This is a genomic window from Paenarthrobacter sp. A20 (assembly GCF_024168825.1).
Classification (GTDB): domain Bacteria; phylum Actinomycetota; class Actinomycetes; order Actinomycetales; family Micrococcaceae; genus Arthrobacter.
Genome location: NZ_JALJWH010000001.1, coordinates 3,469,999 through 3,484,732 on the forward strand (window position 1 = coordinate 3,469,999; position 14,734 = coordinate 3,484,732).

Annotated in this window: 15 protein-coding genes; 10 read left to right on the plus strand and 5 right to left on the minus strand. The window is 63.0% G+C overall.

All coding sequences use genetic code 11. The annotated features are described in order from the left end of the window. Positions 1 to 238: 238 nt before the first annotated feature. On the plus strand, positions 239 to 1,987 hold the full coding sequence (locus J3D46_RS16000; RefSeq protein ID WP_253468174.1) for a pyruvate dehydrogenase: 1,749 nt from the start codon (positions 239 to 241) through the stop codon (positions 1,985 to 1,987). Between the two features lies 1 nt (position 1,988). Here J3D46_RS16000 and uvrA read toward each other — a convergent pair whose 3' ends face one another. Next, on the minus strand, positions 1,989 to 4,511 hold the full coding sequence (gene uvrA / locus J3D46_RS16005; protein ID WP_253468175.1) for an excinuclease ABC subunit UvrA: 2,523 nt from the start codon (positions 4,509 to 4,511) through the stop codon (positions 1,989 to 1,991). Between the two features lie 131 nt (positions 4,512 to 4,642). Between uvrA and J3D46_RS16010 the strand changes: the two genes are divergently transcribed. Next, positions 4,643 to 5,038 carry a hypothetical protein gene (locus J3D46_RS16010; protein WP_253468176.1) on the plus strand — a complete coding sequence of 132 codons (396 nt, stop codon included), beginning with the start codon at positions 4,643 to 4,645 and terminating at the stop codon, positions 5,036 to 5,038. 56 nt (positions 5,039 to 5,094) lie between these two features. Then, positions 5,095 to 5,490 (plus strand): nuclear transport factor 2 family protein, encoded by a 396-nt coding sequence (locus J3D46_RS16015; RefSeq protein WP_253468177.1) that lies wholly within the window; start codon positions 5,095 to 5,097, stop codon positions 5,488 to 5,490. Positions 5,491 to 5,562: 72 nt separating this feature from the next. Here J3D46_RS16015 and arfB read toward each other — a convergent pair whose 3' ends face one another. Next, the gene (arfB, locus tag J3D46_RS16020; protein WP_253468178.1) at positions 5,563 to 5,982 is read right to left on the minus strand and encodes an alternative ribosome rescue aminoacyl-tRNA hydrolase ArfB; all 420 of its coding nucleotides are present in this window, start codon (positions 5,980 to 5,982) and stop codon (positions 5,563 to 5,565) included. Positions 5,983 to 6,086: 104 nt separating this feature from the next. Here arfB and J3D46_RS16025 point away from each other — a divergent pair, with 104 nt between their 5' ends. The 5 genes from J3D46_RS16025 to J3D46_RS16045 all read left to right on the plus strand — a co-directional run bounded on the left by J3D46_RS16025 (position 6,087) and on the right by J3D46_RS16045 (position 11,246). Beyond that, positions 6,087 to 6,911, plus strand: coding sequence for an ABC transporter ATP-binding protein (locus J3D46_RS16025; protein WP_308102742.1), 825 nt, complete (start codon positions 6,087 to 6,089; stop codon positions 6,909 to 6,911). Positions 6,912 to 6,955: 44 nt separating this feature from the next. Further along, positions 6,956 to 7,936, plus strand: a complete 981-nt coding sequence (locus J3D46_RS16030; RefSeq protein ID WP_308292029.1) for an iron-siderophore ABC transporter substrate-binding protein — start codon at positions 6,956 to 6,958, stop codon at positions 7,934 to 7,936. A 9-nt stretch (positions 7,937 to 7,945) separates the two neighbouring features. Next, positions 7,946 to 10,084, plus strand: a complete 2,139-nt coding sequence (locus J3D46_RS16035; protein ID WP_253468180.1) for an iron ABC transporter permease — start codon at positions 7,946 to 7,948, stop codon at positions 10,082 to 10,084. A 54-nt stretch (positions 10,085 to 10,138) separates the two neighbouring features. Beyond that, positions 10,139 to 10,534 carry a hypothetical protein gene (locus J3D46_RS16040; protein WP_231341857.1) on the plus strand — a complete coding sequence of 132 codons (396 nt, stop codon included), beginning with the start codon at positions 10,139 to 10,141 and terminating at the stop codon, positions 10,532 to 10,534. Positions 10,535 to 10,631: 97 nt separating this feature from the next. Then, the gene (locus J3D46_RS16045) at positions 10,632 to 11,246 is read left to right on the plus strand and encodes a dihydrofolate reductase family protein (protein ID WP_231341856.1); all 615 of its coding nucleotides are present in this window, start codon (positions 10,632 to 10,634) and stop codon (positions 11,244 to 11,246) included. Between the two features lie 30 nt (positions 11,247 to 11,276). Here the strand turns inward: J3D46_RS16045 and J3D46_RS16050 are convergent, their stop codons facing one another. Then, positions 11,277 to 11,696 carry a hypothetical protein gene (locus J3D46_RS16050; RefSeq protein ID WP_253468181.1) on the minus strand — a complete coding sequence of 140 codons (420 nt, stop codon included), beginning with the start codon at positions 11,694 to 11,696 and terminating at the stop codon, positions 11,277 to 11,279. Between the two features lie 234 nt (positions 11,697 to 11,930). On the opposite strand from J3D46_RS16050, the gene J3D46_RS16055 reads away from it, so the two are divergent. Both J3D46_RS16055 and J3D46_RS16060 read left to right on the plus strand, forming a co-directional pair. Next, a complete protein-coding gene (locus J3D46_RS16055) occupies positions 11,931 to 12,413 on the plus strand; it encodes a pyridoxamine 5'-phosphate oxidase family protein (protein ID WP_231341854.1) in 483 nt (160 codons plus the stop codon). A 6-nt stretch (positions 12,414 to 12,419) separates the two neighbouring features. Then, positions 12,420 to 12,776, plus strand: coding sequence for a TraR/DksA C4-type zinc finger protein (locus tag J3D46_RS16060; RefSeq protein WP_253468182.1), 357 nt, complete (start codon positions 12,420 to 12,422; stop codon positions 12,774 to 12,776). Between the two features lie 39 nt (positions 12,777 to 12,815). Here the strand turns inward: J3D46_RS16060 and J3D46_RS16065 are convergent, their stop codons facing one another. Further along, positions 12,816 to 13,076 (minus strand): hypothetical protein, encoded by a 261-nt coding sequence (locus J3D46_RS16065; protein ID WP_231341852.1) that lies wholly within the window; start codon positions 13,074 to 13,076, stop codon positions 12,816 to 12,818. Between the two features lie 364 nt (positions 13,077 to 13,440). After that, positions 13,441 to 14,712, minus strand: coding sequence for an MFS transporter (locus J3D46_RS16070; RefSeq protein WP_231341867.1), 1,272 nt, complete (start codon positions 14,710 to 14,712; stop codon positions 13,441 to 13,443). Between the last annotated feature and the right edge of the window lie 22 nt (positions 14,713 to 14,734).

Consider the following 14,734-nt stretch of genomic DNA (forward strand, 5'->3'; position numbering starts at 1 on the left):
TACCCCCTTTGACTGGATTTCATAGGACATGGACTGGGAGTTTGAGAGAAACTCGTGGAGGGCAACGTGGAAACAATAAACGGACAGGGTTAACACGTTTTCCTGAATGACGAGGCCACATACATTTCCCTTCCTCCCAACCCTCGCGCAGAGGTGTTGATCCCAGCCGGGGCTAAGCCAAGCCGACTATATTTGGCCATGTCAGCCCACCACCACGAACTGAGGGAGCCTGCACACTATGGCCAAGGAACTTGCCACCCAGCTCATCGAACAACTTCAGGCTGCCGGCGTGCAGCGGATCTACGGAATCGTCGGTGACAGCCTCAACCCGATCGTGGACGCTGTTCGCCAAACCGGAGGTTCGGCGAAGGGAGGCATCGACTGGATCCACGTGCGCCATGAGGAGGCGGCCGCGTTCGCCGCCTCTGCGGAGGCTCAATTAACCGGCAAGCTAGCTGTGTGTGCAGGATCCTGCGGTCCCGGCAATTTGCATCTGATCAACGGATTGTATGACGCCAACCGCACCGGAGCCCCGGTTCTGGCAATTGCCTCACACATCCCCAGCAAGCAGATAGGATCAGGGTTCTTCCAGGAAACGCATCCTGACAGGCTCTTCAATGAGTGCTCGGTGTATTCGGAGCTGGTGAGTACGGCCGAGCAGGCGCCGCGTGTGATGCATAGTGCCATCCAGAACGCGATTGGCCTCGGGGGAGTCGCCGTGGTCACCCTCCCTGGTGACATCGCCGGTCTTGAAGCCACAGCCCCCACCCCCTTGCCTGCCACGTTCCGGCCCGCCAGCTTGGTCCCCGACCCCGACAGTGTCCAGCAACTGGCTGAGGCAATTAACGACGCCGGTAAGGTCGCCATTTTCGCCGGTGCCGGCGTCGAGGGCTCCCACAGCGAACTCATTGCGCTGGCCGAACTGACCAAGGCACCCATTGGCCATTCACTCCGGGGCAAGGACTTTGTCCAGTACGACAATCCGTTCGATATCGGCATGACCGGACTGCTCGGCTATGGTGCCGCGGCGGAGGGCATCGAGGACGCGGACCTGCTGATCCTGCTGGGTACTGATTTTCCGTATGACCAATTCCTGCCCGATACCCGGACAGCCCAAGTGGATCGGGCGGCGCAGCGGCTGGGGCGGCGGACCGACGTCGACATTGCCGTCCACGGTGACGTGCTGCCGACACTCCAAGCGCTGCTGCCCTTGGTGCACCCCAAGAAGAACCGCCGATTTCTGGATCAGATGCTCAAGAAGCACGACCGCCTGATGAATAAAGCAGTAGGTGCCTACACTCGCAAGGTGGAGAAGAAGCAGCCGATCCACCCCGAATATGCGGCCTCATTACTGGACCAGGTCGCAGCCGACGACGCTGTCTTCACAGCCGATACCGGCATGTGCAACGTCTGGACCGCCCGGTACATCAACCCGCTGGGTACCCGACGGCTGATCGGTTCCTTCCTGCACGGCTCCATGGCCAACGCTGTTCCGCATGCGATCGGCGCACAAGTGGCCTTTCCCGGCCGTCAGGTGGTATCTGTCTCAGGCGACGGTGGCCTGTCCATGCTGCTGGGCGAGCTGATCACTATTGCGGCGCACAAGTTACCCGTGAACGTGGTGGTGTTCAACAACTCGACCTTGGGCATGGTCAAATTGGAAATGCTGGTGGACGGCCTTCCCGACTTTGGCGTGGATGTGCCGGACGCCAACTATGCCGGGGTAGCCAAGGCGCTGGGCTTCCACGCCGTGCGGGTCACGGATCCAGCGGATATCGAGGCTGCGTACAGGGCTGCCTTTGCACACCCGGGTCCGTCCCTGGTGGAGCTCATCACTGATCCGAATGCGCTGTCCATTCCGCCGAAGATCTCCGGATCGCAGGTGATCGGCTTCGCCACGGCCATGTCCAAGGTGGTCCTGAACCGGGGCGCGGGGGAGGCCGTGAGCATGGCGCGCAGCAACCTGCGCAACATCCCGCGGCGCTAGCTCACTGCCCGAGCGCAGCGGCGAGGTACGGTGCCGTCCTGCTTTCCTTTGAGAGTGCCACGACGGCGGGCGGGCCGGCGGCGATCACCATGCCGCCGGCGTCGCCTCCGCCGGGTCCCAAGTCGATCACCCAATCCGCGTCCGCCACTACGTCCATCCCGTGTTCCACGACGATCACGGTGTTGCCGGCATCGACGAGCCTGTTGAGTTGCTTCATCAGCAGTTGGACGTCAGCGGGGTGCAGGCCGGTGGTGGGTTCGTCCAGCAGGTAGAGCGTGTGGCCTCGCTGGATGCGCTGCAATTCGGTGGCGAGTTTGATGCGTTGCGCTTCACCGCCTGAGAGCTCGGTTGCAGGCTGTCCAAGCCTGAGGTATCCCAGCCCTACTTCCTGCAAGGTCTGGAGGCTTCGCGAGACGGACGGGAGGTCGGAGAGGAAGTCAGAGGCTGCGGTGACGGTCATACCAAGGACCTCGGCAATGTTCCGGCCACGGAAGGTCACTTCCAGAGTGTCCGGGTTGAACCGGGAACCGTCGCACTCGGGGCAGGGGCCGTAGCTTCCTGGCAGGAAGAGCAATTCAACCGCCACAAACCCCTCTCCCTGGCACGTTTCGCAGCGGCCTCCGGCGACGTTGAAGGAGAATCTACCTGCACCGAACCCCCTGGCACGGGCGCCATCCGTCGCCGCGAATTCCTTCCGGACACCATCGAAGAGGCCCGTATAAGTGGCCAGGTTGGAACGCGGCGTACGGCCGATGGGCTTCTGGTCAACTTTCACGAGCCGGTCGAGCCGGTGCAGTCCCGACACGGATCCTGTGTCCGGTGCCGTTGTGGCAGCCTCGTTCTCCGATGATTCCGGATGCAGCCTTGCGCCAACAAGGTCTGCCAGAACCTGGCTGACCAGTGTGGACTTGCCTGAGCCGGAAACACCCGTCACGGCCGTGAGCACGCCCAAAGGGAACTCAATCCCCAGATCGCGGAGGTTGTGCCTGGTGACCCCTCGGAGCTCCAGCGACTCAGTCCAGGGTCGAGGACTGCGGTGATTCCTTTTGCCGCTTCCCGGGAAGAGGAATGGCTTGGTCACAGAATCATGGACATGTTTCAGCCCGTCCACGGGGCCGCTGTAGAGGACCTCTCCGCCACCTTCGCCCGCGTGCGGTCCCACGTCCACCAACCAGTCCGCGGCCCGGACGAAGCCCATGTTGTGCTCCACCACGAACACGGAGTTCCCGGAGGCCTTGAGCTGGTTCAGGACGTCAAGCAGCGGCTCGGCGTCCGCTGGATGAAGCCCGGCGGAGGGCTCGTCGAGGACGTAGATGACGCCGAAGAGGCCGGAGCGCAGTTGCGTTGCGATCCTGAGCCTTTGCATCTCCCCGGGCGAGAGAGTTGGTGTCGCCCGCCCAAGGGCCAGGTAGCCCAGGCCCAATTCCAGGAGCACGGTGACCCTGTTGAGCAGGTCCCGGGTGATGGCGACGGCAACCTCGTTGCTTTCTCCGGAAGAGTGGGTGCGGGAAGCCGTCCCGGCGCTGGTGAGTTCTGTCGTGGGCCGGATGACCGCCGCCAGTTCGGTCATCGGCAGGGCATTGAGTTCGGCGATGGTCTTTCCGGCGAAGGTGACTGCGAGCGCTTCGGGCCTGAGCCCGCTGCCTTGGCATTTCGGACACCGGCCGGTCTCCATGTAACGCAGCACCCGGTCACGCATGGTGGTGCTCTTGGAGTCCGCGAGAGTGTGGAGGACGTAGCTTTTGGCGCTCCAGAACCGGCCTTTGTAGGGCTTGGCTACACGGTCACGCTGGGGCGTCACTTCCACCACTGGCTGCTCTTCGGTGAAGAGGATCCAGTCGCGGTCTTTCTTCGGCAGCTTTTTCCAGGGTGTATCCACGTCGTAGCCCAGGTGGGTGAGGATGTCACGGAGATTCTTGCCTTGCCATGCTCCGGGCCATGCGGCGATCGCCCCGTCCCTGATGCTGAGGGATGGGTCGGGCACCAAGGATGATTCGCTGACCGTGTGCGCGACGCCCAGGCCGTGGCACTGGGGACAGGCTCCGGCGGCTGTGTTGGGGGAGAATGCGTCAGAGTCCAGCTGGCTGGCGCCTTCCGGGTAACTTCCGGCGCGGGAGAAGAGCATGCGCAGGGAGTTGGAAAGAGTCGTTACTGTGCCGACGCTGGAGCGGGCGGTCGCCGTGCCGCGGCGTTGTTGGAGCGCGACGGCGGGTGGCAGCCCCGTGATGGACTCCACCTTGGGATTGTGGCCCTGTTGGATGAGCCGACGGGCATAGGGTGCCACGGATTCGAAGTAGCGCCGCTGGGCTTCGGCGAAGATGGTGCCGAAGGCCAAGGAGGATTTTCCTGAGCCGGAGACTCCGGTGAAGGCTACGATTGCATCCCTGGGGACGTCCACGTCCACGGTGCGGAGGTTGTTCTCGCGGGCTCCCCGGACTCTGACAAAGCCATCTTCAGGGTCTGCAAACTGTGGGGTCGGCTGGTGGGGAATGGGCCGCTGCGAATTTCTCAGTTTACTGTCCATTGGAATGACTCTATCGGCGTCCGGGGGCCTTCCGGGCCGTGCCCTCCCTCTAGCGCATTCGAACGCTCCCGCTGGGACCTCACACCGCACTCCTCCATCACTTCGGGAGCAAGGAAGCGCTACTGGAAGCCGTGCTGGTCCTCCGCGAAGAGCGCGAGGGTCCATGGCGTAAGGAACTGATCAGCGAGAAGGGGTTGCTCGAAACCGTGCCTGCCGTCATGCGGCACAACGCCGGAATCCGGGGCGTCATTCACCTTGACGCGACCCTGCGGGCAGAAGCCATCAGCCCCGACCACCCGGCCCACGGCTTCCTCCTACGGCGCAACACGGATTTTGTTGACTCGGTCCGCTCTGAACTCGAACGCGAACTCGCCGCCGGGCGGCTCCGGGAGGGCTTCGCACCATCGGTCCTGGCCCGCCAGATCACCGCATTGGTGGACGGGATCCAACTTGCCTGGCTCTACGACGAATCAGTGGGCATGGCCGAACATCTCCAGGCCTACATGGACCTGATCAAGAAGAACTGACCTACCGCCGGCAACTCCCGTGGTGCGATCCAGCCACTAGGAGGACAATGCGCTTCATGGCTGCAGAAAACATCAACGAAACAGTGGTTCAACGGCTGATCGACTGCATCAACGATCGCCACATCGAGGTCATGGATGAGCTGTTCCACGACGACGCCGTCATGCACTGGCCGCAATCCGGCGAAGTGGTGCGCGGCGCTGAAAACCGGCGCGGCATCTACAACGCCTTTCCCCAGCTCCCCACCATCACACCCCGCCGCCTCCTCAGCGGCGGGAACCTGGTGGTGGCCGAAGCGCTGCTCGACTATGGGGGACCAACCTATGAGACGGTGTTCATCTTCGAGTTCCGGAGCGGCCGGATTGCCAAGGAAACTGCGTACTGGAGCGAAGCCTTCCCGGCCCCGGAGTGGCGCTCGCAGTGGGTTGAGACCACCGGCGGCCAGCCTCGCTGATCTCAACGAGGGGGCTGGTACGCCCATTCCGCTGAGGAAGCCGCGGTCACGGGGGCTGGTTCGGTGGTTGGACTACTCGGCAGAAGGCCGGCGTCGTTGCTGCTTGGTGGCTGACCTGAGCTCCTTGGCGGCACGGTGGCGGCGGGCCGAGCCGCGCGTGGGTTTGGAAGCGCGCCGGACGGTTTCGGGGACGAGGCCTTTCCCGATGAGTCCGGCGAGCTTTGCCAGCGCGATTTCACGGTTGCGCAGCTGGGATCGTTCTTCGGAGGCCGTCACTGTGATGACTCCCGCGACCAGTTTCCGCCCCAGACGCTTGAGCAGCAACTGCCGCTGCTCATCGGTCAGCGTCGCAGAACCCGCGAGATCCCAGATTAACTCCGCCCGGCTGTCGGTGGTGTTCACATGCTGGCCGCCTGGTCCCGAGGAACGCGAAAACCGCCAAGCCAATTCCGAGGCGGGAACCGTCAGGGAGGGGGAGATTTCCAAGTCCATGGAACAAGGGTCGCACGTCCCGCATGTCCGCCTTCAACGTGTCCCGCTGACATTCCGGGACACGTTTTTAGGAATTAGGTAAGCCTAAGCTAATCTTTCATTTTGTGATTGAACTGAGTGAACTCTCCGGGCTCGAAGCCACGGACCTGGTCCTCCGCTATGGGGACAGGGACGTAGTGCACGGCGCGGGTCTCCGCCTTGAGCCGGGGCGCATCGTTGCCTTGGTGGGCCCCAACGGAAGCGGCAAATCCACGCTGCTTCGCGCACTCGCGCGGCTTCATGAGGCTTCGTCGGGTTCCGTGACAGTCCGCCCCGAAGGCGGGGAGGCATCGGACGCCCTGATGATGAAGAGAAGCGACTTTGCCCGGCATGTGACGTTGCTCTCGCAGAGCCGCCCCGTCCCGCATGGCCTGAGCGTCCGCGATGTGGTTGAGTTCGGCCGCCATCCGTACCGCGGACGGTGGCGGGCCGCAGATCCCGAGGGGCCCGCCGCCGTCGAGCGCGCCATGAACCTGACGGGTGTCGCTGAGCTCGGCGACCGGGGGGTCCACGAACTCTCCGGTGGCCAGCTGCAGCGGGTGTGGCTGGCGAGTTGCCTGGCACAGGACACGTCCGTGCTGCTGCTGGATGAACCGACCAACCACCTGGACCTGCGCTACAAGGTAGAGATCTTCGACCTCGTCCATGACCTCGCCCGCGTCCACGGAGTAGCAATCGGCGTGGTCCTTCATGACCTTGATGAAGCAGCCGCACTGGCCGATCATGTGGTGGTTCTCTCGGAAGGACGGATTGCAGCAGCCGGTCCTGCCCCCCAAGCACTCGACGCAGCGCTGTTGAGCGAGGTCTATTCAATCCCCATCGTGACCCACACTGACCCTCTCACCGGAAGGCTGCGGACCCGCGCAGTCGGACGACACAGCGGCAGCTGAAGACCTTCAACACAACATAAGCACCCCAACACGAAAGGGACCCTGTGTCCATGAAGATCCACAAAGCCCTGGCCGCAACTGCTGCCTTGGCAGTCCTGCTCACTGGCTGCGGCACCACCGAAGGCCCTGCCAGCCAGGCTTCCAGCACTTCCGGTGCCGGCGAAGCCATCACAGTCACCGATGCCCGCGGCACCGAGGTCAAGCTCGACGGCCCCGCCAAGCGCGTGGTCGGCACCGAATGGAACGTGGTGGAGAACCTGACCACCCTCGGCGTCATGCCGGTGGGCGTTGCGGACATCAAGGGCTACAACGCCTGGGTTACCGCCGGCAAGCTGGACAGCACACCCACGGACATCGGCACGCGCAACGAGCCCAGCTTCGACACCATCGCATCCTTGGATCCGGACCTTATCGTCGCCACCACCGATCTCACTGAGCCCGTCATCAAGCAGCTCGAAGAGTTGGCACCGGTGGTTGTGGTCAAGTCGGCAGACGGCAGCCGCCAGATTGCACAGGCCGAGGACAACCTCAAGCTCGTCGCGAAGGCCACCGGTACAGGGAAGAAGGCCGACGAGGCCATCGCAGCGTTTGACGCCGCCGTCGCCAAGGGCAAGGCTGACCTCGAGAAGGCCGGCCTTACCGGATCCCGCGTCGCGTTCGCAGACGGCTGGGTAGCCGACGGCAAGGTCTCCATCCGCCCTTACACCACGGGATCACTGCTGACCGACATCAACACCGAATTGGGACTCGTCAACCCTTGGACGGTTGAAGGTGACCAGGCTTACGGCCTGGGTGCGACGGATGTCGAAGGCCTGACCGCAGTCAACGCCGACCACTTCGTCTACATCACCAACAGCGCTGATGGTGACTTCACCGAGCAGTTGACTGACAACGCTGTCTGGAAGTCCCTTCCGTTCGTGGCCTCCGGCAAGGTGCACCGCCTGGCTGACGGCATCTGGATGTTTGGCGGACCTGCCTCGATGACCCAGTACGTCGATGCCATCGTCGCTTCGCTGACCAAGTAGTTCCACCGCATGACCGACACTGTGAAGAGGCCCGCCATGACCGTTCCCACGGCCGTGGCGGGTGCTCCCGTACCCGCCGGGCCGAATGGACAAGCGGCCCGCCGTCCTTTCGGACCGCTTCTGGTGGCTGGCTCCGGGGTAGTTATCCTGGCCGTCTTCGCGATGATCCACCTCACGCAGGGAACGGCCGACGTCGGCCCTCTCCAGTTACTGGGGCTGCTCACCGGAAGTGGTTCCGATCAGGAGGCCGCAGTGTTGGTCGCCTCGCGCATTCCGCGACTCTTTGCCGGCCTGCTGGTCGGTGTCGCTTTGGGGGTGGCCGGGGCAGCACTGCAGTCGGCCACCCGCAACGTCCTGGCATCTCCCGATACCCTCGCAGTCAATGCCGGCGCGCACTTCGCCATCGTGGCCATCGCCGCGTTTGGCCTGACTCTTCCGTCGTTGCTTTCCGGTGGCGTTGCCTTCATTGGCGGCCTCGCCGCGGCGTTGCTTGTGCTGGCGTTGTCCGGCGGGGGAGCGAACGGCAATGGAGGTCCCATCCGCCTTGTCCTGGCGGGCACGGCGCTTGCCCTTGGCCTGCATTCGGCCACCAGCGCGCTGCTGTTGTTGTTCAGCCAGGAAACCACCGGCCTTTACGCCTGGGGCCAGGGCAGCCTGTCCCAGTCACGCACTGACGAACTGTTCCAGTTCACTCCCGTCATTCTTGTGGCCGTCGCCGGCCTGCTTCTCCTTGCCCGCAGGATGGATCTGCTCGGCTTGGGCGACGACGCTTCCAGGCTGGCAGGTGCGGATCCGCGCCTGGCCCGGGTTGGCGCCGTCGTGCTTGCAGTTGTCCTGTCCGCGGCTGCAGTAACGATCGCCGGACCGATTGGTTTTGTGGGCCTCTGCGCCCCGGCGATCGTGCGGCTCCTGGCCTCCCGGCTCCGTGGACTGGGCAGGCATCGGGCCTTGCTTCCCATCTCCGGACTGGCAGGTGCAGTCGTGGTTATCGGTGCTGATGTCCTGGTGCGTGGCCTGTTCGGTGCACAGGCCGGCGTGGAAGTACCGACCGGTGCGGTCACCACTGTTTTTGGTGCTGTTTTCCTGGTGATCCTGGCCATGAGGATGTCCGACTCCGGATTGAGCGGTGCCGGGGACGCATTGGCGCGGCTTCGTTCGCGCCGGTTCTTCCTGGCTGTGCTGATCAGCCTGCTGGTTCTGCTGACCGGCCTCCTGGTGGCCGGAGCCTTGTTGGGTGATGCGAAACTACTGCTCGGCGACCTCCTTAATTGGCTCACCGGCCAGTCCGGAAACCGTGTCAGTGCCGTGCTGGGTACGCGGATGCCGCGCGTCGTTGCTGCGGTCCTTGCCGGGGCCGCGCTGGCGCTTGCCGGCGCCCTGATCCAGGCCGTATCCCGGAACTCCCTCGCCGAACCTGGCATTCTTGGCGTGTCCGGCGGTGGCGGGCTCGCAGCAATCATCGTCATCACCACTGTCCCGACGGCCAGTTCCTGGGTGGTTACCGGCTCTGCACTAGGGGGCGCCGCACTGTCCGCCCTGCTGGTCTTCGGGCTGGCGTTCCGGGGCGGGCTTCAACAAAACCGCTTGGTGCTGATTGGTATCGGCGTCTCCGCCGGGTTGGCTGCGATGATTACTGTCCTGTTGGTGAGTACGGACCCGTTCAACCAGACCAAGGCGCTGACGTGGTTGTCCGGTTCCACCTATGGCCGCAACTTTGCCTCCGTCCTGCCGCTGCTCCTTGCGCTGCTGGTCTCCCTGCCCGTGCTGGCCGGGATGAGGCGCGACCTGGATCTGATTGCCGTGGACGACGATTCGCCCCGGGTGCTGGGCATCGGACTGTCCCGATCCCGCTTACTCCTTCTTTCGGTGGCCGTCCTGTTGACGGCAGGCGCAGTTTCATCCGTGGGGGTGATCGCGTTCGTGGGACTGGTGGCACCGCACGCCGCCCGGACGTTGGTGGGTGCACGGCACGCCCGGGTCCTTCCCGTGGCTGCGCTCATCGGCGCCTGCACCGTGATGTTCGCGGACGTGATCGGCCGGACGGTTATCGCTCCAGCCCAAATACCTGCCGGCATCATGACCGCACTGGTGGGCGCGCCCTACTTCGTGTACCTGCTGTGGCGCTCCAGGGTTGACAGGACGTTCTGAGTCACTTGATGCGCCCCCTGCCGGCACTGGCCGCCAGAGCATAGGATCGACTGTATGGCCGGATCCGTGGATGTTCTTGGCCCCATCCTGGAAATGATGACGTGGGTGGGGTTTGTCCCGGGCGTGCCTCTGTTGATCAGCGCTTGGGTTATCGCAAAGCGCCGATGCGTATGGGTGACCGCTGATGGCGAACGGTTCGCCGCGGGCGGTTTTTTGGGGCTCCACTGGGTGGACCAAGCGAACGAAGAACAGAAAGTCCTGCTCGATGTTCCGGCCGAGACGGGGACCCTTGATTCCGGACCGGTGCTGGTGCACTACGACATCTGCCATCCGGCACGATGTTCCCTTCGGCCGCCGCGCCACGATAACACCGTTTTGATCCTGGGGTGGATGCTCACCGGGGTCGGCATACTGAGCACCCTTGGCGGGTTCGTCCTTCTCCTCCTCTAGCGTGGACCTCTTGAATGCCGGATCGCTCCGGGGCTAGCATTTCCGCGCGCGGTCAACGCGCACTTTCACCGCGCACGGATAAACCGAGGAGACTGCTATGAGTGCAACGAAGGCAACCCTGATGGTGGACTTGATCATCTCCCTGGATGGATACGCTTCCGCCGAGGGTTGGCCCGGCTGGTGGGGACTGGAAGGGCCCGAATACCTGGCGTGGCTTGAGGAAGAGGGTAAGAAGGACTTCACTACCCTCATGGGCGCCAACACCTATCGGCTGATGTCGAGTATGTCCGAGGAGGCTTCTGAGGACAGTTCGGGGTTTTCGGAGGAAGAAGGAGCCAGCTTGACGGGGCTGGCTGCCATGCCCAAGATCATCTTTTCCTCCACCCTGAAGGAACCCCTGGCGTGGCCAAACTCGGAGTTGATTGCCGGCGACGCGGTCGACGCGGTGCGGGAATTGAAAGGGACACGGTCGGGTACCTTCAGCACGCTGGGCAGTTTGAGCCTTTGCCGTTCGCTGCTGGCGGCCGGCCTGGTGGACAGGTATCGGTTGGTCGTCTTTCCAGTGATCACCGGGAAAACCGGGCGTGAGCGAATCTACGACGGATACCCGGACGTCGCACTGGATATGGTGGACAGCCGTACGTTCGACGGGCGGACCCAATTGCTGGAGTACGTTCCCCGGGTCATCGATGGTCCGCTGACCAGAGGCTGACCCGGCTGTTCCGGCTGTTCCGGAGACCAGCTAAGCGCTTTGCTTCGCGAAGAGCGGTTCCAGGCATTCCGAGTAATGGGTCATTACTTCCGAAAACGTCATCAGCCGGCGGCCGTCCACGTTGGGGGTGCCTGCCCCCTGCAGCTCCGCGCGGTCAGCCAGGCAGAGCAGCGGTTCCGCACTTCTCCCGTTTGTTGTCAGCACTGCTATTCCCCATGGGTCGCTGGGCTCGCCGACCAAGATGCCCGCTTGGTCAAAGGTGTCGCGGAGGACGTACCGCGTGACAGTCCGCCACGATTGGAGAAACGGCGGCTGCAGCTGTTCAACCAGGTCTTCGTCCTTGGCCGCGTAGGCCTCCAGGAGTCCGGTTGCGAGCCCGTCCCATTCCTTGGCGTCGCGAACCATCAGGTGTGCGGCCCTCATGCGGGCGATCGTTTCAATCAACGTCATGGCAGTCCCCAAACTTCCCGTCGCTTCGCCTGCCCCCCGAGGCAGGCCTGACCGCCGTCGGCATGTCACTACCAAGAAGAACGGATAGCGCTCCGGCTTGATTCCCGGAAAGCGTCTGTTTTCTGGTTGTTGGCCAGCTTTCGACATTCCTTGTCCGCCTAGTAAATCAGTAGACTTACTAATAGGCTGTCCACTCGGGGAAGGTCCCCGGCAGGAAGTGAAGCGAGGCGAGGAATGGCTGAAGAGCAGGGAATCAGCAAGGTCGTGGACATTATCAACGACGCCAAAATCGGCATGCTGACCACGGTCAACGAAACCGGCGCGCTGGTCAGCCGGCCGCTGGCCGTTCAGGACGTCAAGGACGACGGCGATATGTGGTTCTTTACCGGACTTGGAACCTCGCAGGTTGCGCACGTGCGTCAAGATCCCCGGGTCAACGTTTCCTTCGGCAAGAACACCGAGTGGGTCTCCGTCGCTGGAACTGTGGAGGTTGTCACTGACCGGCAAAAGATCCGCGAGCTGTGGAACCAGGTTGTGGAGGCATGGTATCCGGACGGGCCGGAGACCCCGGAAGTATGCCTCCTGCGCGTTGACTCTGAATCGGCCGAATACTGGACCAGCCCGGGCGGAACAGCTGCGACGGTACTTCAATGGATCAAGTCCAAGGTCACCCATTCCCGATTCAGCGTAGGCGAAAGCGGCACCGTGGAACTATGACCCACCATGGTTGATGCCGAGCGGTTTCAACTTCTCCTTGAGGAGGAGCGTGATCGAAAACTCGAACTGCTGAAGGCCCTGCAAGGCGACATCAGTTCGGTAAGCCTTGCCCGGCAGGACTCCAATGTGGATGACGAACACGATCCCGAGGGCAGCACCATAGCGTTCGAACTCTCGCAGGCGTCCGCACTCATGGAGCAGAGCCGCGTTGGCCTGGATCAGATCAACGCGGCTCTGGAGCGGATAGCCTTGGGCAGTTACGGGCTGTGCGAAATCTGTGCAATAGCTATTCCGGAGGGCCGGCTTGAGGCCCGGCCATGGACGCCATTCTGCGTCGAGCATGCCTCGGGAAAGCCAAAATAGCTTTGCGATGAAACACGAATAATGTGGCGACGAAACCGGTCAGCTGGACATGCCTGGTGCGACAGGCACAAATTCGATGCCCTGCTGGACCTTCTTCTTGGGCCCTCGGCTGAATCCTTTCGCATCCAGATTATTCCCCGCACGGTAGGACGCCAGCGCTTCGTCGTACATCTCGTTGAGTCGTCGCCCGGTGAAAACTTCATGGTTTCCATCGGTAAATACGACGGTGATGGAAACGGTGGCGGGAAAATGCCTGCTCATCCGGATAAAGCCTTGGGGGTCCTGCTGGAGGGAGATCACGAGCCAACCGCGCTTTCAGTAGTGGTAGGTTCCAGTCTTGCGTACTCGAGCCGTATTCGCGCCATGGGGCATTTACAAGCGCTCGACGCAGGGCTATGTTCCCAGCCACACCAAAGCCATGAGCCTGAACCCGGAAGCACACACCATCTGGGAGTCCTTGACCCAGGCCATCAGTTCGTCATTGGGCCTTCGGCGCTACGAGTTGGTGACCCTCGCCGCAGCCCAGGCCATTGGTTCCTCCCACCGCCGATTGGCGCATGGCAAGAAGTCCCTCACCATCATCGACGAGGACCAATTGTGTGCCATTGCCCGTGATTACCGGGATGCAGGGCCTGGCCGTCTCCCATGCCACCGAAGACCGTGCTTACGCCAATGGTTCCGTGTCCGTTCGGGTTTCGGCGGTGCTGGCCCGGTCGGCCGGGGCACCCTGTTTCCGGCTGGCCAGCAGGAACGGCACGGCGATGAGCTCGATGACACCGGCCATGGCCAAGGATGCTTGATATCCGTAGAGATCAGCTCCCCGGCCCAGGAGCGGCTGGATGACCACGCCCCCGCTTGAGCCCATCAGTGAGTCGAAACTCAGGACAGTGGCCCGCTGTTTCGATGGGATCATGTCATTCACATATGCCTGCCGGACCGGGGTGGCTGCAGAACCCACGACGCCCCAGAGTGCCAGCAGGACCAGTGCCACCCAGAAGATGTGGGTGACGCCAAGGACCAGGAGAATCACGCCGCCCACCACCCCTGCAAGGATCAATACCGACGTGCGCTTGTGGAACAGTTGCCGGGCGTGTGGGGCGAGCCAGCCTCCCAGGATTTGCGAGCCCGCCACGATTGCTGCGGCCAAACCCGCGATGGAATAGGCCTTGGGATCGCCGAAGAGATCAAGCAAATATGGCTGCAGCGCATAGAAGACATAGATTCCGACGCCGGCGCTGAAGGGGGCGGCAAGCATCACGTAGCGCACGGGCGGGTTTTTCAATCCGTTGTCGATCGATGCGGTCAGCACGGTACGGACGGCACGGAGAGGGTGCGTCGAACGCTCAGGAGTGAAGCCGACGTCGTGCATGAGCCCAAAGGCGACAGCAAACATGGCGAGCAGCACCGCCACGCGCAGGAGGAAGGGAATGCCAAGATTGGTGGCTTGGGCAATGACGCCACCAGCCACAGAGCCCACCAGCATGGCTACGCCCTGCACCATCTGACCGCGGCCAAGCACTGGCTCCAGTCCGCCTTGGTAGCCCGAGAAGCGCAGGGCATCCACGAGCCACGCCTCCACGGCGCCGGAAAAGAACGTGAACCCGAGGCCCAGCAGCACCGACACGACGGCCCACATCCAGAACGGAGCCGCAATCTGCCAGAGCACAAAATACAAGTACGTCGAGGCGGCCAGCGTCACTGTTCCCAGGAGGAAGGAAACCCTGCGGCCCCAACCATCGGCGATGACTCCGGTGGGAACCTCGAAGAGAACCATTCCGGCGGTGAAGAAGGCATTGGCGGCGAACGCCTCGAGGTTGCTCAGCCCGGCATCCAAGAGGAAGAGAGTATTGATGCCCCAGATGAAGGAAGCCGCAATGGTATTGCCCAGCGTCAAGGTGAGATAGACGCGCTGGATCTTTCGGGCGGCGTCGTTCATGGTGTCGCCGCCCCCGCCGGTG